At 68.8% G+C, this 23,929-nt stretch carries 18 protein-coding genes; 8 read left to right on the top strand and 10 right to left on the bottom strand.

Annotation, left to right across the window (positions count from 1 at the left end; translation table 11 throughout):
- Positions 1 to 3: 3 nt before the first annotated feature.
- Complete coding sequence (gene aceF / locus U5O44_RS08860) at positions 4 to 1,677, bottom strand: dihydrolipoyllysine-residue acetyltransferase (protein WP_322588067.1); 1,674 nt, start codon at positions 1,675 to 1,677, stop codon at positions 4 to 6.
- A 26-nt stretch (positions 1,678 to 1,703) separates the two neighbouring features.
- Positions 1,704 to 4,412: a pyruvate dehydrogenase (acetyl-transferring), homodimeric type gene (gene aceE, locus U5O44_RS08865; protein WP_322588068.1), complete on the bottom strand. Its 2,709-nt coding sequence runs from the start codon at positions 4,410 to 4,412 to the stop codon at positions 1,704 to 1,706.
- A gap of 209 nt (positions 4,413 to 4,621) precedes the next feature.
- On the opposite strand from aceE, the gene U5O44_RS08870 reads away from it, so the two are divergent.
- From U5O44_RS08870 to U5O44_RS08890, 5 genes are all read left to right on the top strand, one after another.
- Positions 4,622 to 7,144, top strand: a complete 2,523-nt coding sequence (locus U5O44_RS08870; RefSeq protein WP_416222145.1) for a PAS domain S-box protein — start codon at positions 4,622 to 4,624, stop codon at positions 7,142 to 7,144.
- 6 nt (positions 7,145 to 7,150) lie between these two features.
- Positions 7,151 to 7,786, top strand: coding sequence for a response regulator transcription factor (locus tag U5O44_RS08875; RefSeq protein WP_322588070.1), 636 nt, complete (start codon positions 7,151 to 7,153; stop codon positions 7,784 to 7,786).
- Positions 7,787 to 7,870: 84 nt separating this feature from the next.
- Positions 7,871 to 8,734, top strand: a complete 864-nt coding sequence (gene folD, locus U5O44_RS08880) for a bifunctional methylenetetrahydrofolate dehydrogenase/methenyltetrahydrofolate cyclohydrolase FolD (RefSeq protein ID WP_322588071.1) — start codon at positions 7,871 to 7,873, stop codon at positions 8,732 to 8,734.
- A 22-nt stretch (positions 8,735 to 8,756) separates the two neighbouring features.
- Complete coding sequence (locus U5O44_RS08885; protein WP_322588072.1) at positions 8,757 to 10,802, top strand: M3 family metallopeptidase; 2,046 nt, start codon at positions 8,757 to 8,759, stop codon at positions 10,800 to 10,802.
- An 8-nt stretch (positions 10,803 to 10,810) separates the two neighbouring features.
- Positions 10,811 to 11,350, top strand: a complete 540-nt coding sequence (locus tag U5O44_RS08890; protein WP_322588073.1) for a lipocalin family protein — start codon at positions 10,811 to 10,813, stop codon at positions 11,348 to 11,350.
- 19 nt (positions 11,351 to 11,369) lie between these two features.
- On the opposite strand, the gene U5O44_RS08895 is transcribed toward U5O44_RS08890, so the two are convergent.
- The 5 genes from U5O44_RS08895 to rsmI all read right to left on the bottom strand — a co-directional run bounded on the left by U5O44_RS08895 (position 11,370) and on the right by rsmI (position 19,077).
- Positions 11,370 to 12,542, bottom strand: a complete 1,173-nt coding sequence (locus U5O44_RS08895; protein ID WP_322588074.1) for a glycosyltransferase — start codon at positions 12,540 to 12,542, stop codon at positions 11,370 to 11,372.
- A 75-nt stretch (positions 12,543 to 12,617) separates the two neighbouring features.
- The gene (locus U5O44_RS08900) at positions 12,618 to 14,222 is read right to left on the bottom strand and encodes a M16 family metallopeptidase (RefSeq protein WP_322588075.1); all 1,605 of its coding nucleotides are present in this window, start codon (positions 14,220 to 14,222) and stop codon (positions 12,618 to 12,620) included.
- Entirely contained in the window at positions 14,219 to 15,691 is a 1,473-nt protein-coding gene (locus U5O44_RS08905; protein ID WP_322588076.1) for a M16 family metallopeptidase, read from the bottom strand. The genes U5O44_RS08900 and U5O44_RS08905 overlap by 4 nt, the downstream gene beginning before the upstream one ends.
- Entirely contained in the window at positions 15,678 to 17,921 is a 2,244-nt protein-coding gene (locus U5O44_RS08910; protein WP_322588077.1) for a diguanylate cyclase domain-containing protein, read from the bottom strand. Before U5O44_RS08910 ends, U5O44_RS08905 begins: the two co-directional genes overlap by 14 nt.
- 97 nt (positions 17,922 to 18,018) lie before the next feature.
- Positions 18,019 to 19,077 (bottom strand): 16S rRNA (cytidine(1402)-2'-O)-methyltransferase, encoded by a 1,059-nt coding sequence (gene rsmI / locus U5O44_RS08915; protein ID WP_322588078.1) that lies wholly within the window; start codon positions 19,075 to 19,077, stop codon positions 18,019 to 18,021.
- On the opposite strand from rsmI, the gene U5O44_RS08920 reads away from it, so the two are divergent.
- Genes U5O44_RS08920 through U5O44_RS08930 form a run of 3 tightly spaced genes read left to right on the top strand, consistent with a single transcriptional unit; the run spans position 19,061 to position 20,734 of the window.
- A complete protein-coding gene (locus U5O44_RS08920) occupies positions 19,061 to 19,477 on the top strand; it encodes a YraN family protein (RefSeq protein ID WP_322588079.1) in 417 nt (138 codons plus the stop codon). The two genes, rsmI and U5O44_RS08920, sit on opposite strands and share 17 nt — an antisense overlap.
- A gap of 35 nt (positions 19,478 to 19,512) precedes the next feature.
- Positions 19,513 to 20,097: a phosphoheptose isomerase gene (locus U5O44_RS08925; protein ID WP_322588080.1), complete on the top strand. Its 585-nt coding sequence runs from the start codon at positions 19,513 to 19,515 to the stop codon at positions 20,095 to 20,097.
- 4 nt (positions 20,098 to 20,101) lie between these two features.
- On the top strand, positions 20,102 to 20,734 hold the full coding sequence (locus tag U5O44_RS08930; RefSeq protein WP_322588081.1) for a BON domain-containing protein: 633 nt from the start codon (positions 20,102 to 20,104) through the stop codon (positions 20,732 to 20,734).
- Here the strand turns inward: U5O44_RS08930 and U5O44_RS08935 are convergent.
- The 3 genes from U5O44_RS08935 to U5O44_RS08945 are packed head-to-tail and all read right to left on the bottom strand — an operon-like array spanning position 20,731 to position 23,865.
- A complete protein-coding gene (locus U5O44_RS08935; protein WP_322588082.1) occupies positions 20,731 to 21,636 on the bottom strand; it encodes an NAD(P)-dependent oxidoreductase in 906 nt (301 codons plus the stop codon). The two genes, U5O44_RS08930 and U5O44_RS08935, sit on opposite strands and share 4 nt — an antisense overlap.
- A gap of 15 nt (positions 21,637 to 21,651) precedes the next feature.
- Complete coding sequence (locus tag U5O44_RS08940) at positions 21,652 to 22,794, bottom strand: PilT/PilU family type 4a pilus ATPase (protein WP_322588083.1); 1,143 nt, start codon at positions 22,792 to 22,794, stop codon at positions 21,652 to 21,654.
- Between the two features lie 27 nt (positions 22,795 to 22,821).
- On the bottom strand, positions 22,822 to 23,865 hold the full coding sequence (locus tag U5O44_RS08945; RefSeq protein ID WP_322588084.1) for a type IV pilus twitching motility protein PilT: 1,044 nt from the start codon (positions 23,863 to 23,865) through the stop codon (positions 22,822 to 22,824).
- Positions 23,866 to 23,929: the final 64 nt, after the last annotated feature.

Below are 23,929 nucleotides of genomic sequence, written 5' to 3' on the forward strand. Positions count from 1 at the left end.
CGATCACAGCACGATGCGGCGGAAGTCCGCCAGCAGCGATGCGAAGTAGACGTTGAAGCGCGCAGCCGACGCGCCGTCGATGACGCGGTGGTCCCACGACAGCGACAGCGGCAGCATCAGGCGCGGCTGGAAAGCCTTGCCGTCCCACTTCGGCTCGATCTGGCTCTTGCAGACGCCCATGATCGCCACTTCCGGGGCGTTGATGATCGGCGTGAAATACCGGCCACCGATGCCGCCCAGCGACGAGATCGTGAAGCACGCACCGCTCATGTCGGCCGGGCCGAGCTTGCCGTCGCGTGCTTTCTTCGCCAGCTCGCCCATTTCCTGGCTGATCTGGACGATGCCCTTCTTGTCGCAGTCCTTGATGACCGGGACCACCAGGCCGTTGGGCGTGTCCGCCGCGAAGCCGATGTGGAAGTAGTTCTTCAGCACCAGCGTGTCGCCGTCCAGCGAGCTGTTGAACTCGGGGAACTTCTTCAGCGCCGCGACCGCCGCCTTGATCATGAAGGCCAGCATCGTGACCTTGACGCCGGACTTCTCGTTTTCCTTGTTGGTGGCCACGCGGAAGGCTTCGAGGTCGGTGATGTCCGCATCGTCGTGGTTGGTGACGTGCGGGATGACGACCCAGTTGCGGTGCAGGTTCGCGCCCGAGATCTTCTTGATGCGCGACAGCTCCTTGCGCTCGACCGGGCCGAACTTGGCGAAGTCCACCTTCGGCCAGGCCAGCAGGCCAGGGAAGGCGCCGCCAGCCGCAGCAGCCGGAGCCGGAGCGGGGGCAGCGGCCTTCTGCGCAGCGGTCTGCACGCTGCCGGCCATCACGCCCTTCACGAAGCCCTGGATGTCGGCCTCGGTGATGCGGCCCTTCGGACCGGAGCCCTTGACCTCGGCCAGCGGCACGCCCAGTTCGCGGGCGAACTTGCGCATCGACGGCGAGGCGTGCGGCAGGTTCAGGGCCAGTGCCGTGGTCGGCTCATGGGCCGGCACAGCAGCCGGCGCCGCGGCAGCAACGGATGCCGCCACAGGAGCCGGTGCGGGTGCAGCAGCCGGCGCCGCCGCAGCGACCGGCGCCGCAGCGGGCGCCACCGCCCCCGCCACGCCCTCAAGCACCACGACCAGCGAACCCTTGCTCACCTTGTCGCCGAGCTTGACCTTCAGCTCCTTCACGACACCGGCGTGCGACGACGGAATTTCCATCGACGCCTTGTCGGACTCGACCGTGATCAGGCTCTGCTCCGCCTTCACCGTGTCGCCGACCTTGACCAGCAGCTCGATGACGGCCACTTCGTCGAAGTCGCCGATGTCCGGCACGAACACCTCGATCGCCGCCGACGCGGCATTGCTCCCTCCCCCAGCGGGGGAGGGCTGGGGAGGGGGAACCACGGCGGCCGGTGCTGCAACCGCCGGAGTCGGCGCAGGTGCCGGTGCCGCGGCAGCCGCACCCGCGACCTCCAGCATCACCACGACCGTGCCCTCGTTGACCTTGTCGCCGAGCGCGACCTTGAGTTCCTTGACCACGCCGGCGTGCGACGACGGGATCTCCATCGACGCCTTGTCCGACTCGACCGTCAGCAGGCTCTGCTCGGCCTTGATGGTGTCACCCGCCTTGACGAGCACCTCGATGATCGCCACGTCCTTGAAGTCACCGATGTCCGGGACTTTCACTTCGATCAATGCCATGTTGTGTCTCCGTGTGCTGCTGAGGGTCAGGCGTACAGCGGGTTGATCTTGTCGGCCTTGATGCCGTACTTGGCGATCGCTTCAGCCACCTTGGCGACCGGCACCGCACCTTCATCGGCCAGCGCGCGCAGGGCGGCGACGACGATGTAGTGGCGGTTGATCTCGAAATGCTCGCGCAGCTTGCCGCGGAAGTCGCTGCGGCCGAAACCGTCCGTGCCCAGCACCTTGTAGGCGCGGCCCTTCGGGATGAAGGCGCGGATCTGCTCGGCGTAGGCCTTCATGTAGTCGGTCGAGGCGATGACCGGGCCGGCGTGCGGCTGCAGCTGCTGCGTGACGAACGGGATCTGCGGCGCCTCCATCGGGTGCAGCAGGTTGAAGCGCTCGGCGGCCTGGCCGTCGCGGCCCAGCTCGTTGAAGCTCGGGCAGCTCCACACGTTGGCGGCCACGCCCCACTCTTCCTCCAGCAGCTTCTTCGCGGCGATCGACTCGCGCAGGATCGTGCCCGAGCCCAGCAGGTTGACACGCGGCGTCACCGCCTCGGCGCCCTCTTCGAGCAGGTACATGCCCTTGATGATCTGCTCTTCGGTGCCGGCGGTCAGGCCCGGCATCGGGTAGTTCTCGTTCAGCAGCGTCAGGTAGTAGAAGACGTTTTCCTGCTTCTCGACCATGCGCTTCAGACCGTGCTGCATGATCACGCCGACTTCATGCGCGAAGGTCGGGTCGTAGCTGACGCAGTTCGGGATGGTGCCGGCGAGGATGTGGCTGTGGCCGTCCTCGTGCTGCAGGCCTTCGCCGTTCAGCGTGGTCCGGCCGGAGGTGCCGCCCAGCAGGAATCCGCGGGCCTGCATGTCGCCCGCCGCCCAGGCCAGGTCGCCGATGCGCTGGAAGCCGAACATCGAGTAGTAGACGTAGAACGGCACCATGATGCGGTTCGAGGTCGAGTAGCTCGTGGCCGCCGCAATCCAGCTCGACATGCCGCCGGCTTCATTGATGCCTTCCTGCAGGATCTGGCCGGCCTTGTCCTCGCGGTAGTACATCACCTGGTCCTTGTCGACCGGGGTGTAGTTCTGACCTGCGGGGTTGTAGATGCCGACCTGGCGGAACAGGCCTTCCATGCCGAAGGTGCGCGCCTCGTCCACGAGGATCGGCACCACGCGCGGGCCCAGCGCCTGGTCGCGCAGCAGTTGCGTCAGGAAGCGCACATAGGCCTGCGTCGTCGAGATCTCGCGGCCTTCGGCGGTCGGCTCGATCACGCTCTTGAAGGTTTCCAGCGCCGGCACGGTGAAGCTCTCGTCGGCCTTGGTGCGGCGGTGCGGCAGGTAGCCGCCCAGCGCCTTGCGACGGGCGTGCAGGTACTGCATTTCCGGCGTGTCGTCGGCCGGCTTGTAGAACGGCAGCTTGGGCAGCTCGCTGTCCGGGATCGGCAGGTTGAAGCGGTCGCGGAACAGCTTGATGTCCTCGTCGGTCAGCTTCTTGGTCTGGTGGACGTTGTTCTTGCCTTCGCCGGCCTTGCCCATGCCGAAGCCCTTGACGGTCTTGATCAGCAGCACCGTCGGCTGGCCCTTGGTGTTGACCGCCTTGTGGTAGGCCGCATAGACCTTCTGCGGGTCGTGGCCACCGCGCTTGAGGTTCCAGATGTCGTCGTCGGACATCTTCGACACCATCTCCAGCGTGCGCGGATCGCGGCCGAAGAAATGCTTGCGGACGTAGGCACCGTCGTTGGCCTTGAAGCTCTGGTAGTCGCCGTCCAGCGTGTCCATCATCAGCTTGCGCAGCGCGCCGTCCTTGTCGCGGGCCAGCAGCGGATCCCAGCTGCTGCCCCACAGCAGCTTGATGACGTTCCATCCGGCGCCGCGGAACTCGCTTTCCAGCTCCTGGATGATCTTGCCGTTGCCGCGGACCGGGCCGTCCAGGCGCTGCAGGTTGCAGTTGATGACGAAGATCAGGTTGTCGAGGTTCTCGCGCGCGGCCAGGCCGATGGCGCCGAGCGACTCGACCTCGTCCATTTCACCGTCGCCGCAGAAGACCCAGACCTTGCGGTTCTCGGTGTTGGCGATGCCGCGGGCGTGCAGGTACTTCAGGAAGCGGGCCTGGTAGATCGCCATCAGCGGGCCCAGGCCCATCGAGACGGTCGGGAACTGCCAGAACTCGGGCATCAGCTTCGGATGCGGGTAGCTGGACAGGCCCTTGCCGTCGACTTCCTGGCGGAAGTGGAGGAGCTGCTCTTCGGTCAGGCGGCCTTCGAGGTAGGCGCGGGCGTACACGCCGGGCGAGACATGGCCCTGGATGTAGAGGCAGTCACCGCCGTGGTTCTCGGATTCGGCGTGCCAGAAATGGTTGAAGCCGGCGCCGAACATGTGGGCCAGCGAGGCGAAGGAGCCGATGTGGCCGCCGAGGTCGCCGCCGTCTTCCGGGTTGTGGCGGTTGGCCTTGACGACCATCGCCATCGCGTTCCAGCGCATGTAGGCGCGCAGGCGCTCTTCGATCTCGATGTTGCCGGGGCAGCGCTCTTCCTGGTCGGTCTCGATGGTGTTGACGTAGCCGGTATTGGCCGAGAACGGCATGTCGATGCTGCTCTGGCGCGCGTGCTCCAGCAACTGCTCCAGCAGCTCATGGGCGCGATCGCCCCCTTCGGCCTGGATGACGGCAGACAGCGCGTCCAGCCACTCGCGGGTTTCCTGGGGATCGGAATCAGGGTTGGCCGCACCGGGCAGGCCTTGGGGGATTGCAGACATGGTGTCTCCTCGTTCTGCAGCGTCAGGGGTAGACCGCTGGTTCCCATCTGAACCGGCGGTCAGGCGCACCCCTCCATCGGGGTATGGGGCCGAAGTCTCGCACATCGGGCGAGCAATTTCAAATGGCGCGCAACATTTTCATAATGTGAAACCAACAGGAACCTCTGCGAACCATCCGGCCCGACGCCGGTCGCAACGATAATTCCCGCATGCCTCTGTCCCTACCCAACCGCCCGCCCGTGATCAGCAGTCGTCTGCGGCCTTTGCGGCGCCTGTGGTCCTGGTGGAGACGCCAGTCACCGTCACGTCAGGATCGCATGGCAACGCTTGCGCCGCTGCTGTCGGTGCTGCTGTTTCTCGCAGCCATCATCGCGGCGTTCTGGTACCTGCGGACCGAGGAAATCGACCGGGAGATGGAGTCGGTCAAGCGCGATGCCGAGCTGGTGCAGCAGCAGATCCGCCTGCGCCTGATCGACAACCAGGAACAGCTGGTGCGGCTGGCACGCGAGGTGGTCACGCACACGATCGACCGGGAGCAGCTGCTGGCACAGGCAGAAGCCCTCGTGCGAGACCGACCGGAGATCGTCAGCCTGACCTGGCTGTCGCAGAGCCGGCAGGTCGTGGCACGCCATGTCTCGCCCGATCTGGTGGCCGCCATGCCGCGCCTGGGCACACCCGGCAGCAACGAAGCCTCCGAAGCCCCGCGCCAGGAGGCGACCACGGCGGCCTTCGCCGATGCCAAGTCGCTGCGCCTGCCGGTCTACTCCCGCCCGTTCCACCATGCAGACCGCCTGCTGGTCTTCCAGGTGCATGTGCCGCTGATCGACCACGGCGACTTCGCCGGCACGCTGGTGGCCGAATACGCCATCGAGTCGATGCTGCGCTATTTCGTGCCGGCCGAGGTGTCGCGCCGCCGGGTCATCTCGCTGCTGGACGCCAGCGACGAGGTGATGGTCAGCACCGTCAGCGGCCTGCCCGGACGTCCGAGTCCGGGCCTGACCTACACGGTGCCCTTCGCGCCGGTGGACCATGGCGTCACCTTGCGCGGCGAGGGTTACCGTACCTCGGTCGGGCTGGTCGGCAACACGCTGTTCTGGATGGTGCTGGCCTTGTCGGCGCTGACGCTGTGGATGCTGTTCGGCACCTGGCGCCACATGCGCCGCCGACTGCAGATCCAGGGCGCGCTCGTGCAGGAGACCAATTTCCGCCGTGCGATGGAGAACTCCATGCTCACCGGCATGCGCGCCATGGACAAGGACGGCCGCATCACCTATGTCAACCCGGCCTTCTGCGCCATGACCGGCTTCAGCGAAGCGGAGCTGATCGGCCGCATGCCGCCCTATCCACACTGGCCGCCCGAGCGCATGGAAGAAAGCGCCCGCCTGCTGCTGCAGGAACTCGCCGGCCGCAGCCCTGCCGGCGGCATCGAGGTGCGCGTGCAGCGCAAGGATGGCACGCAGTTCGACGCGCGCATGTACGTCTCGCCGCTGATCGACTCGCGCGGCCACCAGACCGGCTGGATGACCTCGATGACCAACATCACCGAGGCCAAGCGCATCCGCGACCAGCTCACCGCCTCGCACGAACGTTTCACCACGGTGCTCGAAGGACTGGATGCGGCCGTGTCGGTGCTGTCGGTGCAGACCGGCGAGCTGCTGTTCGCCAACCGCACCTACCGGCTCTGGTTCGGCGGCGATGCCCACTGGCACACGCTGCTGGCCGGGCGTCCGCCCAAGTCGGTGGACGAACTCGGTGACGCCATCGACGGCATGACCGGCCTGCCCACCGCAGACCTGGACGAGTCCGGTGCCGAGGCACGCGAGGTGTTCAGCGATGTGCAGCAGAAGTGGTTCGATGTGCGTCCGCGCTATCTGCAATGGACCGACGGCCGGCTGGCGCAGATGCTCATCGCCACCGACATCACCGTGCGCCGCCGCATGGAAGAGCAGACCGCCCACCAGATCGAGCGCGCCCAGGCCACCAGCCGGCTGGTGACGATGGGCGAGATGGCGTCCTCGGTGGCACACGAGCTGAACCAGCCGCTGGCGGCGATCAGCAACTACTGCAGCGGCATGCTGACCCGGCAGCGCGCCGGCACGCTGAAGGACGAAGACCTGATCTCCGCACTGGAGAAGACCTCGAAGCAGGCCCAGCGCGCCGGCCAGATCATCCACCGCATCCGCCAGTTCGTGAAACGCAGCGAGCCGCAGCGCCAGGCCACCCGCGCCGCCGACATCGTCGACGACACGCTGGAGCTGGCCGGGCTGGAGCTGCGCCGGCGCAATGTGTCGATCAACAGCTATGTGGCGCAGCGCCTGCCGGTGCTGCAGGTCGACCCGATCCTGATCGAGCAGGTGCTGCTGAACCTGCTGAAGAACGCCGCCGAGGCCATCGACAACGCCCAGTTGCCGACCAAGCGGCGCACGATCGAGCTGCGGGTCGTGCCGCGCCACACACCCGAGATGGGCGGCGTGATCGAGTTCAGCGTGACCGATGCCGGTCCCGGTCTGAAAGAAGACGTCAGCCGCCGGCTCTACGAGGCCTTCTTCTCCACCAAGACCGATGGCATGGGGATCGGTCTGTCGCTGTGCCGCTCGATCATCGAGTCCCACCAGGGTCGGATCAAAGCGGAGAACCTCTACAATGCCGACAGCATCACAGGTTGTCGTTTCTCCTTCATGCTGCCCGTCGGCACCGCCGGCGACTCCTCCAAAACCTCAGAAATCCACTGACCCCGCATGAGCCTGATCCCCAAAAAAGGCACCGTCTACGTCGTCGATGACGACGAAGCAGTGCGCGATTCGCTGCAGTGGTTGCTGGAAGGCAAGGACTACCGCGTCAAGTGCTTCGATTCCGCTGAAGCCTTCCTGTCGCGCTTTGATCCTCGCGAAGTGGCCTGTCTGGTCGCGGACATCCGCATGGACGGCATGAGCGGCCTGGAGCTGCAGGACCGCCTGCTGGAGCGCCGCAGCCCGCTGCCCATCGTCTTCATCACCGGCCACGGCGACGTGCCGATGGCGGTGACGACGATGAAAAAAGGCGCCGAGGATTTCATCGAGAAGCCCTTCAAGGAAGAAGAGCTGGTCGGCCTCGTCGAACGCATGCTGGACCGCGCCCGCTCGGCCTTCTCCACCCACCAGGAACAGGCCAGCCGCGACGCCCTGCTCGCCCGGCTGACCACGCGCGAAGCACAGGTGCTGGAGCGCATCGTCGCCGGTCGCCTGAACAAGCAGATCGCCGACGACCTGACCATCAGCATCAAGACGGTGGAAGCCCACCGGGCGAACATCATGGAAAAGCTCAACGCCAACACGGTGGCCGATCTGCTCAAGATCGCCCTCGGCGCCACCGCTGCTGCTGCCATCAAGGCCTGAGCACGGCCTCCACGTCGCCCGCAACACCCGATCCCAGCAAGGCCGCTTCCCAGCGGCCTTTTTCATTCCCAGGAGACCTCCCCCATGTCCGCCCAACGCATCGACGGCAACGCCCTGTCTCAGCAACTCCGCGCCGACGTGGCGCAACGCGCCGCCGCCCTGAGCCAGCAGGGCGTCAAGCCCGGCCTGGCCGTGGTCCTCGTCGGCGAGAACCCGGCCAGTGCCGTCTATGTGCGCAACAAGGTCAAGGCCTGCGCCGACAGCGGTCTGCACTCGGTGCTGGAGAAGTACGACGCGACGATGACCGAGGCCGAGCTGCTCGCCCGCATCGACGCGCTCAACAGCGACCCGAGCATCCACGGCATCCTCGTCCAGCTGCCGCTGCCGAAGCACATCGACGACCACAAGGTCATCGAGGCGATCTCGCCGCTGAAGGACGTGGACGGCTTCCACATCGCCTCGGCGGGTGCGCTGATGGTGGGCGAAGTCGGCTTCAAGGCCTGCACGCCCTACGGCTGCATGAAGATGCTCGAATCCATCGGCATGAAGGATCTGCGCGGGAAGCACGCCGTGGTGATCGGCCGCTCGAACATCGTCGGCAAGCCGATGGCGATGATGCTGCTGGCCGCCAACGCCACCGTCACCGTGACCCACAGCGGCACAGCCGATCTGGCCTTCCACACGCGCCAAGCCGACATCGTGGTCGCCGCGGTCGGCAAGCGCAACGTGCTGACCGCCGACATGGTCAAGCCCGGCGCGGTGGTGATCGACGTGGGCATGAACCGCAACGACGAAGGCAAGCTCTGCGGCGACGTGGACTTCGACGGCGTGAAGGAAGTGGCGGGCTGGATCACCCCGGTGCCGGGTGGGGTCGGACCGATGACGATTACGATGCTCCTCGTCAATACGATCGAAGCCGCAGAACGCGCTGCTGCCAGCGCCGCCTGAGGCACTCCGCCCAACGCACGCCATGCCCATGACCGACACGACCTCCACGAACCCCCTGCTGTCCACCCAGGCGCTGCCGCTGTTCGACGCCATCCGGCCCGAGCACGTCACGCCGGCCCTTGATGTGCTGCTGGCCGACGCCGAGGCGGCGCTCGACACCGCCGTGGCGCCGGACACCCCGGCCGACTACGACACGCTGTCGACGGTGCTGTCGGTGGCCACCGAGCGGCTGGGCTGTGCGTGGGGGGCGGTCGGTCACCTGAAGGGCGTCGCGGACACGCCGGAGCTGCGCGCCGCGTTCAACGAGAACCTGCCGCGCATCACCGAGTTCTACACCCGCCAAGGTGCTGATGAGCGGCTTTACGCCAAGTACAAGGCGATTGCCAGCAGCCCGTCCGCCGCAACCCTGAGTGCGCCGAGAAAGCAAGCGCTGTCGCACTGGCTGCGCGACTTCGTGCTGTCCGGCGCCGAGCTGCAGGGTGAGGCCAAGGCCCGCTTCGCCGCGCTCCAGGAGCAGATGGCCGAGCTGGGCCAGAAGTTCTCCGAGCATGTGCTCGACGCGACCGACAGCTTCACGCACTACGCCACGACCGACGAGCTGGCCGGCGTGCCCGAGGACGTGAAGGCTGCCACCCGCGCCGCCGCCGAAGCGGAGGGCAAGGACGGCCACAAGCTGACGCTGCACATGCCGGTCTACCTGCCGGTGATGCAGTACGCCGACGACCGCGCCCTGCGCGAGCGGCTCTACACCGCCTACGTCACCCGCGCCTGCGAAGCCGGTCCGCCCGAGCGCGACAACGGCCCGGTGATGGCCGAGCTGCTGCGCCTGCGCCAGGAAGAGGCCACGCTGCTGGGCTACCCGAGCTACGCCGACGTGTCGCTGGTGCCCAAGATGGCCGAGAGTCCGGCGCAGGTGCTGACCTTCCTGCGCGACCTCGCCCGCCGCGCGCGGCCGTATGCCGAGCGTGATCTGGCCGAGCTGCGCGAGTTCGCGGCGACCGAGCTGGGGCTGGCCGACCTGCAATCGTGGGACAGCGCCTACGCCAGCGAGAAGCTCAAGGAAGCCCGCTACGCCTTCAGCGACCAGGAGGTGAAGCAGTATTTCACCGAGCCGAAGGTGCTCGACGGCCTGTTCCGCATCATCGAGACGCTGTTCGAGGTGGCGATCCGCCCGGACACGGCGCCGGTCTGGCACCCGTCGGTGCGCTTCTACCGCATCGAACGCGCCGGGCAACTCATCGGCCAGTTCTACCTCGACCCGTATGCGCGCCCCGGCAAGCGCCCCGGCGCCTGGATGGACGACGTGAAGGGCCGCTGGCTGCGCCCCGACACCGGTGTGCTGCAGACGCCGGTCGCGCATCTGGTGTGCAACTTCTCGTCCCCGGTGGGTGACAAGCCCGCGCTGCTGACACACGACGAGGTGCAGACCCTGTTCCACGAGTTCGGCCACGGCCTGCACCACATGCTGACGCAGGTCAGCGAGCTGGGCGTGTCGGGCATCTCGGGCGTGGAGTGGGACGCGGTGGAGCTGCCGAGCCAGTTCATGGAGAACTTCTGCTGGGAGTGGGAGGTGCTCAAACACATGACCGCCCATGTGGAGACCGGCGAGCCGCTGCCGCGTGCGCTGTTCGACAAGATGACAGCGGCCAAGAATTTTCAGAGCGGCATGATGACGCTGCGGCAGGTGGAGTTCTCGCTGCTCGACATGCGGCTGCACGCCGAGCCGGGCAGCGACGCGCGCATCCAGCAGGTCGTGGACGAAGTGCGCGACGAGGTGGCGGTGATGCAGCCGCCCGCGTTCAACCGCTTCCAGCACACCTTCTCGCACATCTTCGCGGGCGGCTATTCGGCCGGCTATTACAGCTACAAGTGGGCCGAGCTGCTGAGCGCGGACGCCTGGAGCGCCTTCGAGGAGGAAGGCGTGCTGAACCCGGAGACGGGACGGCGCTACCGGCGCGAAATCCTGGAAGCGGGCGGCGCGCGCGACGCGATCGACAACTTCAAGGCCTTCCGCGGGCGCGAGCCGAACATCGACGCGCTGCTGCGTCATCAGGGGATGGCAGGATGAAATCGACCATGAAACGCTTCACCGCCCTGGGCGCCGCAGCGGCGCTGGCCGTGCTGGCCGGTTGTGCGACGGCCCCCACCACCCCGCTGCCGACCGTCGCCTCGGTCGACCTCGCCCGCTACGCTGGCGCTTGGTACGAGGTCGCCTCGCTACCCAACCGCTTCCAGAAGCAGTGCGCGGCAGACACCCAGGCCCGCTACCGCCAGACCGGCGCCGACATCGAGGTCGTCAACCGCTGCCGCACGGCCGATGGCAAGGTCGACGACATCACCGGTGTCGCCAAGGTCGTCGAAGGCAGCGGCAACGCCAAGCTGCGGGTGAGCTTCTTCCGGCCGTTCTACGGCGACTACTGGATCCTCGCGCTGGGCGGGGATGCGGACTACGGCTGGGTGCTGGTGGGCGAGTCGACGCGCCAGTTCGGCTGGGTGCTCTCGCGCAAGCCGACGATCGCGCCGGCCGATCTGGAGGCTGCGCTGGCCCGCGCCGAGGCGCTGGGCTACGCGCGGTCGGCATTCAAGGCCACGCCGCAGACACAGCCACTGCCCTGACGGGCCGCGCGGTGGCGGATCAGCGCCGGCGCCCGGCGCGCGCCACCTGCTCGCACACCGCCAGCGTCTCCACCGCCACATCGTCCCAGGTGCGGCTCATCGCGGCGGCGATGGCCGGCCGGTCCCACGGCTGGTCGAGCGCCTGCCGCAGCGCCTGGGCCAGCGCCTCGGCGTTCTTCGGCGGGATCAGGATGCCGTTGTCGGCGTGCAGGATCTCGCGCGTGCCGCCCACATCGGTCGCCACCACCGGCCGCCCGCAGGCCACGCCCTCCACCACCACGTTCGGGTAGCCCTCGCTCCAGCTCGGCAGCGTCAGCACATCGGCGGCGTTGATCCACTCGGCGACCTGCTCGGGCGCCTGCCCACCCGGCAGGTGCACCCGCTCGGTCAGCCCGGTCGAGGCCACCAGCGCCATCAGCTCGGCCTTCATCACGCCGTCGCCGACAAGGGCCAGCGTCACCTTCGGGTCGTCCTTGGCGAGCTGCTGGAAGGCAGTGATCAGCTCGCGCATGCCCTTGGCTTCGACGAAGCGGCCGACGTAGACGATCATCTTCTCGTCCGGCTTCACGCCCCATTTCGCGCGCAGCGCCGGCTGGTCGAGCGGCTTGAAGACGGCGGTGTTGAAGCCGTTGATGATGGTGTGGACCCGCTCGGCCGGCGCGTCGAACTCGCGGATCGCGTACTGGCGCATCGCCTCGCTCACCGTGAGCAGCGCGTCGATGCCGGCGATGGTGCGGCGCGTCATCTTCTCGTTCACGCCCGAGCGGACATGGATGTCCGAGCCGAGGGCGCCGACGATGCACGGCACGCCCAGCGCCCGCGCCGTGCGCATCGCGGCGAAGCCGTCCGGGTAGACCCAGTAGGCCAGCACCAGATCCGGCTTGAAGCGGCGCACCCGCGGCGTCAGCGACAGGCTGGCGATGTGGCCGTTGTAGCCGCGGCTGACCACCGGCACGCCGGGGAAGGTGAAGGCCTCGACATCGCAGCCGTCCAGCGTGTAATCCGGGCCGACCGAGCCGTAAATGAAGCTGCGCGGCTTGAAGCCCGGGATGCGCGGGTACTGCATCGTCTGGAAGAAGGTCTTCACCGTGGCGAGCTTGCCCAGCGAGCGGGCGGTTTCGTGGATGTAGCGGCCCCGCGTCTGGTCGTGCGGAACGGGCAGCATGGGGGTGACGAGGGCTATGCGCAGCATCTTGGGCTCGGACGGCGGGAGAGTCGGATTGCCCGGGATTGTCGCGGCAAACGTGGCGGCCACCAGGGCGAACGCTCAGCGCAGCAGGGTCGGACGGTCGAGATCCAGGGCAGAAGCCTCCAGGCGGAGGGCTTGTGCGGGTGTCCCTGTGGCGGACAGGACACGGCCGAGGGGGCCGGCGATGACCGTGCGGAGACGGTCCGCCGTCCAGTGGCGCTGCGCGAAGGCCCGCACCTCGGCCGGCCGGACCACCTCCAGCCGCGCAGCCCAGCGGCTCCAGCCCTGCGCGCCGCTGCGGCCGAGCGCCCAGTCCTCGCCGATGCGGGTGACCAGCCCGCTGGTGGTGTCGAGCTGCCGCGCCAGTCCGCCCAGGAGCGCGGCGCGGCGGGCAGCGAGTTCCGCGGCATCGGCGGGCTGCTGCGCCATCGCCAGCAGCTGGGCCTGCATCAGCGCGGCGACCTCGCTGGCGTGGCCGTGGTCGGTCTGTGCCGACGCGAAGAACAGGCCGGTCCTGCGCTGGACCTCGACACGGCCGGACACACCATAGGAAAGCCCGCGCCGGATGCGCACCTCCTGGTTCAGCCGTGCCGAATATCCTGCGCCGACCACGGCCGCCGCCAGCGTGCCGGCCGCGTGGTCTGCCGCCTCGGGGCCGACAAAGGGCGCGCAGACCAGCACACTGGTCTGCACCGCCGCCGGCAGATCCAGGAGCAGGGTCGGCGCCACCACGGCCACGGACGGCAGCGACATCGGCTCCGGAGGGTCGTCGGCCAGGGCCTCGGGCGGACGCCACCAGTCCCCCAGCGCCGACAGGGCCATCGCATGTGCCGCCACCGGGTCCACCTCGCCCGCCAGCACGACCGCCACCCGGTCCGGTCGCACCCAGCGGCGGTGCAAGGCCACGGCATCCTCCCGGCGCACCGCCATCAGGCTGGACGGTGTCGTCACGCGCCCCTGCGGATCCGCGCCCCAGGCCGTGCGGCGGGCCACCAGCGCAGCCAGCTGGGCGGGATCCTGCAGCCGCAGCGCCAGCGCGTCGCGCGACTGGGCCCGCGCGGCGCCCAGGTCCGCCGCCGTGAACAGGGGGTGGCGCAGCAGGTCCGACAGCAGCGCCAGCGCCGCGGGAGCGCGTGGCGCCAGCACCGTCATTTCCAGCACGGTCAGGCGGTCCTCCACCCGCACCGACACCGCGCCCCCCAGCGCCTCGGCCTGCCGCGCCAGTCCACTGCCATCGACCGCCCTGCCCCGCCGCATGGCACCGCGGGTGAGCAACTGCGCCATCAGCTCGGCCGTGCCGCGCCGACCGGGTGGATCGAAGGCCGGTCCACAGCGCAGCAGCAAGGCCACGCTCACCAGCGGCAGCCCGGGCCGCGGCGCGACGATCAGCGTCAGGCCCTGTTCGCCGAGCGGCTCCGCGCTGTATGCCGGCGTCTGTGGCGCGGGCGTCGGGCCAGGCTCGGGCGGCACCGTCGACGCTCGGGCGCGGGTCGGGGGGGCCGGTGGGCGCACCGGCGCTGGCACGGGGTTCGGGGTCTGGCCCTGTCCGGCCAGCACAGGACTGCCCGCACCCGACCGCTGCACGGCGCAGCCCGCCACACCGCCTCCAAGACCCAGGCCAAGGCCCATGCGCATGCCCATGCCCTGCACCACGCAGCGGTGCCCGAATCCGCGCCGGTTCATGGCCCGCCCCCCGCGGCCGAGCGCGGCGCCTGCACATAGCGCAAGGTGACCCGCGGCACCTCCAGCACATGCCCGCGCAGCACCCGCTGGACATCCTCCGCGCGCACGGCCTGCAGCTGCGCCAAGGCCACATCCGCCGCCTGGGCATCCTGGCGCTGCACCACCGCCCAGCCCAGCGCGAGGGCGCGGCCTTCGGCGGTCTGGCGCGCCACCAGTGCCTCGGTGAGCAGCTGGGTGCGCACCTTGTCCAGCTCACCGATCGGGATGCGGCCGTGGGCGAGCCGGTGCACGCCACGCAGCAGTGCCACCTCCAGCGCCGACAGCCGGGCATCGACACCGGCATCGGCGGCTGGAGCCGGTGCGCCGGCCGCGATCGCCCAGGCACTGAGCATTCCGCCATCCACCAGCAAGTCCGCGCTGAAGCCGGCGCTCTGCGCCAGCGGCATGCGGTCGACCAGACCGACTGGCAGGCGCGCCGAATCGCCACCGCCCAGCAGCGCGGCGGCCACCTGCAGCGCGGCGGCGTCCGCGTGGGCGGCGCCGGGCGCCTGCCACATCAGGGCCACCGCAGGGGCGGGCACCCTCGGCGCGCGCAAGGTGACCCGGTGGTCGTGCACACGGCGCGGCTCGCGCACCACCACCCGCGGCACCGGCGTGCCAGGCGAGGTCAAGGGCCCGAAATGCTGGTCCACCCAGCGGTCGACGCGGACCGGATCGACATCGCCGGCCACGATCAGCGTCGCGTTGTCCGGGCGGTAGAAGGTGGCGTGGAAGCGGCGCACATCGTCCAGGCTGGCGGCGTTCAGCTCCTCCACCCGGCCGATCACCGGGTGCCGGTACGGGTGGGCCTGCCAGAAGGCCGGCGCCATGGCGTGGAACAGCCGGCCGTAGGGATCGTCCAGCACCTTCTGGCGGAACTCGGACGCGACCACCGCCCGCTCGCTGCGCAGCTGCGACTCGCCGACCTGCAGATGCGCCATGCGCTCGGCCTCGGCCCAGAGCAGGCGCTCGACATGGTTGGATGGCACCACGTTCAGGTAGGCGGTGGTGTCTTCGGTGGTGAAGGCGTTGTTGTGGCCGCCGACATCCTCGGTCAGCCGGTCGAAGGCCTCGTCGGCGAGGTGGCCCGTGCCCTTGAACATCAGGTGCTCGAACAGGTGCGCGAAACCCGAGCGACCGGGAGGGTCGTCCTTGCCCCCCACCTGGTACCAGACCTGGACAGCCGCCGTTCCCGCCCCGGCACGGCCATTGCCGGCGGCGTCCGGCGCCCCCGGCGTGTCGGGCAGCACCACGACCAGCAGGCCGTTGGACAGCCTGCGCACCCGCGGCCGCAGCGTCGGCACCCGCAGGGCTGCCGCCGTCCCTGGCGGCAGGTGCTGCGGCTGCGCGCCGACGGTCAGACCCAGGCCCGCGGCAGCCATGGCCACGGCGCCCCCGCGCAGCAGCCTGCGGCGGTCAGGGCGAGCCAAGATCGGTGTCGTGCACACGGTGGAACCGCAGGCCATTGCGGCCCTCGCGTTTGGCGGCGTACATGGCCGTGTCGGCCCGGCGCATCAGGGCCGCCTCGTCATCGCCGTCGTCCGGGAACACCGCGATGCCGATGCTGAAGGTGACCTGCAGGCACGCCGCCTCGATCTGGTAGGGCGTCGAGACGGCGGCCAGGATGTGGCGGGCCACTTCGGCCGCATCCTCGGCGGCATGGATCTGCGGCAGCAGCACCACGAACTCGTCCCCGCCCAGCCGGCAGACCGTGTCGCTGGCCCGGACCGCACCGAGCACGCTCTGCGCCACCCGGCGCAGCAGTTCATCCCCGACGTCATGGCCCTGCCGGTCGTTGACCTGCTTGAAGTGGTCGAGATCGAGGAACATCACCGCCAGGGAGCCGCCCGTGCGGCGGGCGAGCTGCAGCGCCTGGTGCAGACGGTCCTGCAGCAGCAGGCGGTTGGGCAGTCCGGTCAGGGCGTCGTGCTGGGCCTGGCGGACGAGGGTGCGCGCCAGCTCGTGCGCCGTGGTGGTGTCCTGGAAGGTCGCGACGGCCCCGATCAGCGCGCCACTGGCCGGGTCGTGCATGGGCGTGATCGTCTCCCGGACGACGCGGCGGCTGCCGTCACGGTGCAGCAGCCGGGAAGACTGCGCCTGGGCACACTCTCCCGCACCGAGGCAGGCGAGCACCGGGTCCGGCAGCGGCTCGCCATCGTCGAGTCCGACGCGCCGGACCACCTGGCCGTAGCGCAGCCCCGTCGCCTGCGCCGCGCTCCAGCCGGTCATCGACTCCGCGGCCGGATTGAAACTGACGATGTGGCCGCGCTCGTCGGTGCCGACCACCGCATCCCCGATGCTGGCCAGCATCACCGACATGCGCTGGAACTGCATGGCCAGCTGCTCGGCCAGCCGCTTGCGGGTGACGTCCTCGACGATGGCCAGCGAGCGCCCTGCGCGGCCCTGTGCGTCGCGCTCGCAGGTCGAGGACAGCAGCACATCCACCAGCTGTCCGTCCCGGCACACCATGCGCAGCTCAATGTCGCGGATCTCGCCCGTGCGCATCAGCACCGGCCAGGCCTGCCGGAGCATGCGCTCGCGCGAGTCGGTGTCGAGAAACGCGGTGGCCGGGCGGCCCACCACCTCCTCGGCCGCATAGCCCAGGCGCTCCAGCCAGCGCTGGCTGACCGCCAGGATGCGGCCCTGCGTGTCGATCGAATGCAGCATCGCGGGCGTGTGCTCATAGAGGTGGCGCAGCCGCTCCCGCTCCCGCTCCAGCGCGCGCTGGCGGCTGCGGGACGACTCCATCGCCGACGACAGCAGCAGCGGCGGCAGCATGGCCGCGAGCAGGGGCAGGTGCAGCAGCAGGGCATGCCAGTCGTCCAGGATGCGGGGCAGCGCCAGGCCGCCACGCGAGATCGTCGCGCCTGCCGCGAGCGAAATGCCCCAGACCTGCAGCGCCACATGGGCATAGGACTGGCGCACGGCCACCAGCAGGACGGGCAGGCCGAGGTAGACAAACGGGAACGGCAGGTAGCGCAGGGCCAGCACCGCCACCCCGACGGACAGCGCCAGCAGCACCAGCGACTCGGTCTCCAGCAGCCCGCGCAGCGTCTCCTGCAGCGGACCGCTGCGTGCCAGCAGCACCAGGCACAGCGGCAGGACCGCCGAAGTCCCGATCAGGCTGCCCTCCAGCCAGTTCAGCCAGAGCCCGAGGAGCGGGGGCTGCGTCGCCGCGCCGAGGCCCAACGACAGCACCGCCAGGCAGGCGCCCAGCACCGCGGGCAGCAGCGCCGCGCGGAGCCAGGTGTGCCAGGCGGCCAGGGGGCTGCGGTGGATCTGCCGCCAGTCCGCCGTGCGGGACAGCAGCCAGCCGCCCACGACCATCTCGCCCAGGTTGGGCAAGGCGTACAGCACCGCGGTGCGCAGGTCCGCACCGGCCAGCCCGTTGGCGGCCAGCAGCGCAACGAGCAAGGCGGACAGCGTCGAAGGCCCGCGGGCCTTTCCGGCCTGGAGCAAGGCGCAGGCCCCGAAGGCATTGGCATACCAGAGCGTCGCCAGACCGACCTCGCGGCAGGACAGGTTGATCGACAGCGTGGCCAGCGCCGCGCAACCCACGGCCGTCACAAGCCAGCGCCAGGCGGACCGGTTCGCGGCCTCGGTACCCGTGCGGGCCGGTGTGTCTGCCGCGTCGAGCAGCTCTTCTTTCTGTTCCAGCATGAAAGGACGTCCCCCTGACGCGCGTGCTGCGCGTTCCGTCGAATGGCACCATTCTGGGATGTTCGCCCACGACACACCAATCGGTGTCAACGCGGTGTCAACGGCGGGGCCGTCCGCGCCGCGCCGGCAAGCGTGTCGGGGGCAGATCGGTCGGCACCGGGGGGTGGCGGGGTTCCGCCCGTGCCGGCGCCTCCTCCTCGCCTGTCTCCACCTCCGTCTCGGTGTCCGCGTCCGAGGACTGTCGACGCAGGGCCAGCGCCTGCTCGTAGAGCGCGTTGCGCGCCCCACCCGTCACCTGCGCCGTCAGCGCCACCGCCTGCTTGAGGGGGAGTTCGGCCATCAGCGTGCGCAGCAGGCGCTCGGTGGACACCGCACCGGCCTCGTCGGGCGCGGCCTGCCCGGCAGCCCGGGCGTGCAGCACCAGCACGAACTCGCCACGCCGGTGGTCCGCATCGGCGGCCAGCCACGCCGGAAAGCCGGCGCAGTCCAGCGTGTGGATGCTCTCGAACTGCTTGGTCAGCTCGCGGCAGACCGTCAGGCGCCGCGCGGGCAAGGTCTCGGCCAGTGCCTCGGCCAGCGCCTCGATGCGGTGCGGCGCCTCGAACAGCACGCAGGTGCCCGGGTCGGCGCCGAGCAGCCGGAGATCCTGTGCACGGGCAGCCGACTTGGGCGACACGAAGCCGGCGAAGCGGAACCCGCCCCCGGCCACATCCCCCGCCGCGCTCAGCGCCGTCACCACGCTGCTCGCCCCCGGCAGCGGCACCACACGGAATCCCGCGGCCCGCACCGCCGCCACCAGCCGCGCCCCCGGATCGGAGATGGCCGGTGTGCCGGCATCGCTGACATAGGCCACACGCTCGCCACGCGCCAGTCGCTCGATCACCTGTGGTGCGGCGGACTCCTCGTTGTGCTCGTGCAGCGCGATCAGCGGGCGGTGCAGGCCCAGCCGCTGCAACAGGCCAGCGCTGACGCGCGTGTCCTCGCAGGCGACGGCCTCCACCAGCGACAGCACATGGATGGCCCGCAAGCTCATGTCGGCCATGTTGCCGATGGGGGTGGCCACGACATACAGTGCCGAGACGGGGTGCTGCTGGTGCCCCGCGGCAGCGCTGGCGGCTTGCAGGATCAGGGGGGAAACAATGGTATCGAGGCTCACGGGCAGCAATCGCGGTGACAGGGGCTGGGACAGGAAGGACATCGGCGATGCCGGCGAGGAACGCGCCTTGGCGCATCTGCAAGCGCAGGGGCTCGTGCTGGTGCAGCGCAATTATCGGGTCGCGGCCGGCCCCTCCGTGCGCGCCGGTGAAGTGGACCTGATCATGCGCGACCGGAACCGCGAGGACACGCTGGTGTTCGTCGAGGTGCGCCGACGCGCCAATGCCGACCACGGCGGGGCAGCCGCCAGTGTCACGCGGTCCAAGCAGGCACGTGTCATCTTCGCTGCGCGCCATTACCTGCAGCGCCATTGCCGGGTCTGGCCACCGTGCCGATTCGATGTGGTCGCCATCGACGGCGACACGCTGACCTGGCTGGTGGCGGCCTTCGACGCGGGCTGAAATCGAATGCTCATCTGGCTGGAATATCATCGGTCATGCTTGAGCAACGCATACAGCAACAGTTTTTCGACAGCGCCGACCTGAAATACGCCGCCGCGGAGGTGCTCACGCGCCCCGTGAGCGACGCGGCACAGGTCCTGCTGAACGCCATCACCTCGGGGGGCAAGGTTCTCGCGTGCGGCAACGGTGGCTCGGCGGGAGATGCCCAGCATTTCGCCGCCGAGTTCGTCGGGCGCTTCGAGCGCGAGCGCCCGGGCCTGGCCGCACTGTCGATGTCCACCGACACCTCCATCCTGACGGCGATCGGCAATGACTACGCCTTCGACCAGATCTACGCCAAGCAGGTGCAGGCGCTGGGCCAGCCGGGAGACGTGCTGCTGGCCATCACCACCAGCGGCAACTCGGCCAACATCCTCGAAGCCATCGACGCCGCGCACCAGAAGGACATGGTCGTCGTGGCCCTGACGGGCAAGGGTGGCGGCAAGGTCAACAGCGCGCTGAACGAGAGCGACATCCACATCTGCGTACCGCACGACCGCACGGCCCGCATCCAGGAAGTGCACCTGCTGGTGATCCACTGCCTGTGCGATGCGGTCGATGTTTCACTGCTTGGAGAATGACCCGATGGCCTTGCCGCTGAACCACACCCGCCTGTCCCGCCCCCTGTCGACGCTGATCGCCGCTGCGGCCCTGTGCACCTCACTGGCCGGCTGCGCGCCGCTGCTGGTCGGTGGCGCGGCGGTCGGTGGCGCGATGGTGGTCACCGACCGCCGCAGCTCGGGCGTGCAGCTGGAAGACGAGACGATCGAGCTGAAGGCCGGTCAGCGCATCCGTTCCGTGGCCGGGGAGCGCGCAAACGTCAACGTGACCAGCTACCAGCGCCAGGTGCTGCTGACCGGCGAAGTGCACAGCGAAGCCGACAAGGCCGCCATCGAGGCCGCCATCGGCAAGATCGACGGCGTGAAGTCGGTGGTCAACGACCTGGCCGTGATGTGGCCCAGATCCACCAGCGAGCGCTCGCGCGACCTGCTGCTCGTCGGCAAGGTCAAGGCCACCTTCGTCGACGCCGCGAGCCTCGCGTCCAACGCTTTCACGGTCGTGGCCGCGCGCGGGGTGGTCTACCTGATGGGCCGGGTCACCGAGGAAGAAGCGACCCGCGCAATCTCGCTGGCGCGCGCCGTGCCCGGTGTCGTGAAGGTGGTGCGGCTGGTCGATGTGATCACGCCCGAGCAGCTCAAGAACCTCAAGGGCCGTTAACGCAGGCGCCGGACCAGGCTGGAGGTGTCCCAGCGCTGGCCGCCCATGGCCTGCACCTCGGCGTAGAACTGGTCGACCAGCGCCGTCACCGGCAGCCGCGAACCATTGCGGCGTGCCTCGTCCAGCACCAGCCCGAGATCCTTGCGCATCCAGTCCACCGCGAAGCCGAACTCGAACTGGTCGTCCACCATGGTCTTGCCGCGGTTGTCCATCTGCCAGCTCTGCGCCGCGCCCTTCCCGATCACATCCAGCACCTGCCGCATGTCGAGCCCGGCGTTCTGGCCGAAGGCGATGGCTTCCGACAGGCCCTGGACCAGCCCGGCGATGCAGATCTGGTTGACCATCTTGGCCAGCTGACCCGCACCACTCTCGCCCAGCCGCGTGATGGCGCGCGAAAACGCCATCGCCACCGGCCGCATCGTCTCGAATGCCGCTGCATCGCCACCGCACATCACCGTCAGCACGCCATTGACCGCGCCGGCCTGACCGCCGGACACCGGCGCGTCGATGAACTGTCCGCCCTGTGCCGCGGCCAGTGCCGACAGCTCGCGCGCCACATCGGCCGAAGCGGTGGTGTGGTCGACCAGCAGACCGCCCGGGCGCAGGCCCGCCAGTGCGCCATCGGCACCCAGCACGACCGAGCGCAGATCGTCGTCGTTGCCGACACACAGGAAGACGATGTCCGCCTGCTGCGCCGCTTCGCGCGGCGTCAGGACCATTGCGGCGGACAGGCCTTCGGCCGCGTGCTGCATCACCCAGGCTTCGGCGCGGGCTGCGGTGCGGTTGTAGACGGTCACGCGGTGACCGGCGCGGGCGAGGTGGCCGGCCATCGGGCCACCCATCACGCCCAGGCCGATGAAGGCCACCGAACGGGGCTCGGCAAAGTCGTAGGTCTTGGTCATGTCAGTTCAAAAACTTCAAAAGCGGCGGTCGATCCCCAGGCCACCCATGTCGGTGGGCTTGCCGGTGCGCGCGCGCATGCTGTTGAGCTTGATCTGCAGCCGCAGATCGTTGACCGAGTCGGCATTGCGCAGCGCATCGGCCTCCGTAATGTAATAGCCCTCGTAGAGGTCGAAGAGGGCCTGGTCGAAGGTCTGCATGCCGTGCTCGCGGCCCTTCTTCATCACCTCCTTGATCGCCGACACCTCACCCTTGAAGATCAGGTCGGAGATGAAGGGCGTGTTGAGCAGGATCTCCACCGCCGCGATGCGCCCGGCGCCGTCCTCGCGCGGGATCAGGCGCTGCGAGACCATCGCCTTCAGGTTCAGCGACAGGTCCATCAGCAGCTGGTCGCGGCGCTCTTCGGGGAAGAAGTTGACGATGCGGTCGAGCGCCTGGTTGGCGCTGTTGGCGTGCAGCGTGGCCATGCAGAGGTGACCGGTTTCCGCGAACGCGACGGCGTGCTGCATGGTCTCGCGGTCGCGGATCTCGCCCATCAGGATCACGTCGGGGGCCTGGCGCAGCGTGTTCTTCAGTGCAGCGTCCCAGGTCAGCGTGTCGATGCCGACCTCGCGCTGGGTCACGATGCAGTTCTTGTGCGGGTGGACAAACTCGACCGGATCCTCGATCGTGATGATGTGGTCGCAGGCCGCCTCGTTGCGGTGGTCGACCATCGAGGCCAGCGTCGTGCTCTTGCCCGAACCGGTGGCGCCGACCAGGATGACCAGCCCGCGCTTGATCATCGTGATGTCCTTCAGGATGCTGGGCAGGCCGAGCTTGTCGATGCTCGGCAGCTCCTTCGGGATGGTCCGCAGCACCATGCCCACCTGCCCCTGCTGGACAAACGCATTGACGCGGAAGCGCCCGATGCCCTGCGGCGAGATGGCGAAGTTGCACTCCTTGGTGCGCTCGAACTCGGCCGACTGCTTGTCGTTCATCACCGAGCGGGCTAGCGCCATCGTGTGCTGGCTCGACAGCGGCTGCGGGGAGACCTTGACGACCTTGCCATCGACCTTGACGGCCGGCGGGAAGTCGCAGGTGAGGAACAGGTCGGAGCCGCCGCGCGAGACCAGCAGGCGCAGCAGATCGTTGATGAACTTGGAGGCCTGGTCGCGTTCCATGGTGGGATTCGTCTGGGTGGAACGGCGTCAGCCGGGGAAGTTCTCGGGCGAACGGGCCTTGGCGCGGGCCTCGGCCGGCGTGATCTGGCTGCGGCGCACGAGATCGGCAAGGTTCTGGTCGAGGGTCTGCATGCCCTGGCCCTGGCCGGTCTGGATGACCGAATACATCTGCGCCACCTTGGCCTCGCGGATCAGGTTGCGGATGGCGGGGGTGCCGAGCATGATTTCATGCGCCGCCACCCGGCCGGTGCCGTCGCGGTTCTTGCACAGCGTCTGCGAGATCACCGCCATCAGCGACTCGGACAGCATCGCCCGGACCATGTCCTTCTCGTCGCCGGGGAAGACGTCGATGATCCGGTCGATGGTCTTGGCCGCACTCGAGGTGTGCAGGGTGCCGAAGACCAGGTGGCCGGTCTCGGCTGCGGTCAGCGCCAGCCGGATGGTTTCCAGATCGCGCAATTCGCCCACCAGGATCGCGTCGGGGTCTTCGCGCAGAGCAGACCGCAGGGCGGCCGCAAACGACTTGGTCTGTGTGAACACCTCGCGCTGGTTGACCAGGCATTTCTTGGATTCGTGGACAAATTCGATCGGATCTTCGACCGTCAGAATATGCCCATATTCCGATTCGTTGAGGTGATTCACCATCGCCGCCAGCGTCGTGGACTTGCCGGAACCCGTCGGGCCCGTGACCAGCACCAGCCCGCGGGGTTTGAGCGCCAGTTCACCAAACACCTTCGGCGCGTTGAGGTCTTCCAGCGTCAGGATCTTGCTCGGAATGGTGCGGAACACGGCCCCCGCGCCGCGGTTCTGGTTGAACGCATTGACCCGGAAACGCGAAAGGCCTTGAATCTCAAAGGAAAAATCGCACTCCATGCTCTCCTCGTAGCTCTTGCGCTGCGAGTCGTTCATGACGTCGTAGACCATCTCGTGGATGCGCTTGTGCGGCAGCGGATCGACGTTCAGGCGACGCACGTCGCCATGAACACGGATCATGGGCGGCATGCCAGCCGACAGATGCAAGTCTGACGCCTTGTTACGAACTGCAAACGTCAGCAGTTGTGTGATATCCATGCATTTGCTCCTGCGGATCAGGCGGCCAGTTTGCCGACTTTTCCAAAAGGAAAAGTGACGAAAA

Source organism: Sphaerotilus sp. (assembly GCF_034519685.1).
In the GTDB taxonomy this organism is placed as follows: Bacteria; Pseudomonadota; Gammaproteobacteria; order Burkholderiales; family Burkholderiaceae_C; genus Sphaerotilus.

Bases quoted from the DNA above. Each gene is read 5' to 3' on its own strand.
- U5O44_RS08875 (WP_322588070.1), top strand. From the start codon at position 7,151: ATGAGCCTGATCCCCAAAAAAGGCACCGTCTACGTCGTCGATGACGAC.
- U5O44_RS08940 (WP_322588083.1), bottom strand. From the start codon at position 22,794: ATGGAACGCGACCAGGCCTCCAAGTTCATCAACGATCTGCTGCGCCTG.
- aceF (WP_322588067.1), bottom strand. From the start codon at position 1,677: ATGGCATTGATCGAAGTGAAAGTCCCGGACATCGGTGACTTCAAGGAC.
- U5O44_RS08900 (WP_322588075.1), bottom strand. From the start codon at position 14,222: ATGAACCGGCGCGGATTCGGGCACCGCTGCGTGGTGCAGGGCATGGGC.
- U5O44_RS08925 (WP_322588080.1), top strand. From the start codon at position 19,513: ATGCTTGAGCAACGCATACAGCAACAGTTTTTCGACAGCGCCGACCTG.
- U5O44_RS08910 (WP_322588077.1), bottom strand. From the start codon at position 17,921: ATGCTGGAACAGAAAGAAGAGCTGCTCGACGCGGCAGACACACCGGCC.
- U5O44_RS08870 (WP_416222145.1), top strand. From the start codon at position 4,622: ATGCCTCTGTCCCTACCCAACCGCCCGCCCGTGATCAGCAGTCGTCTG.
- U5O44_RS08920 (WP_322588079.1), top strand. From the start codon at position 19,061: ATGGTATCGAGGCTCACGGGCAGCAATCGCGGTGACAGGGGCTGGGAC.
- folD (WP_322588071.1), top strand. From the start codon at position 7,871: ATGTCCGCCCAACGCATCGACGGCAACGCCCTGTCTCAGCAACTCCGC.
- U5O44_RS08890 (WP_322588073.1), top strand. From the start codon at position 10,811: ATGAAACGCTTCACCGCCCTGGGCGCCGCAGCGGCGCTGGCCGTGCTG.
- U5O44_RS08945 (WP_322588084.1), bottom strand. From the start codon at position 23,865: ATGGATATCACACAACTGCTGACGTTTGCAGTTCGTAACAAGGCGTCA.
- aceE (WP_322588068.1), bottom strand. From the start codon at position 4,412: ATGTCTGCAATCCCCCAAGGCCTGCCCGGTGCGGCCAACCCTGATTCC.
- U5O44_RS08930 (WP_322588081.1), top strand. From the start codon at position 20,102: ATGGCCTTGCCGCTGAACCACACCCGCCTGTCCCGCCCCCTGTCGACG.
- U5O44_RS08885 (WP_322588072.1), top strand. From the start codon at position 8,757: ATGCCCATGACCGACACGACCTCCACGAACCCCCTGCTGTCCACCCAG.
- U5O44_RS08935 (WP_322588082.1), bottom strand. From the start codon at position 21,636: ATGACCAAGACCTACGACTTTGCCGAGCCCCGTTCGGTGGCCTTCATC.
- U5O44_RS08895 (WP_322588074.1), bottom strand. From the start codon at position 12,542: ATGCTGCGCATAGCCCTCGTCACCCCCATGCTGCCCGTTCCGCACGAC.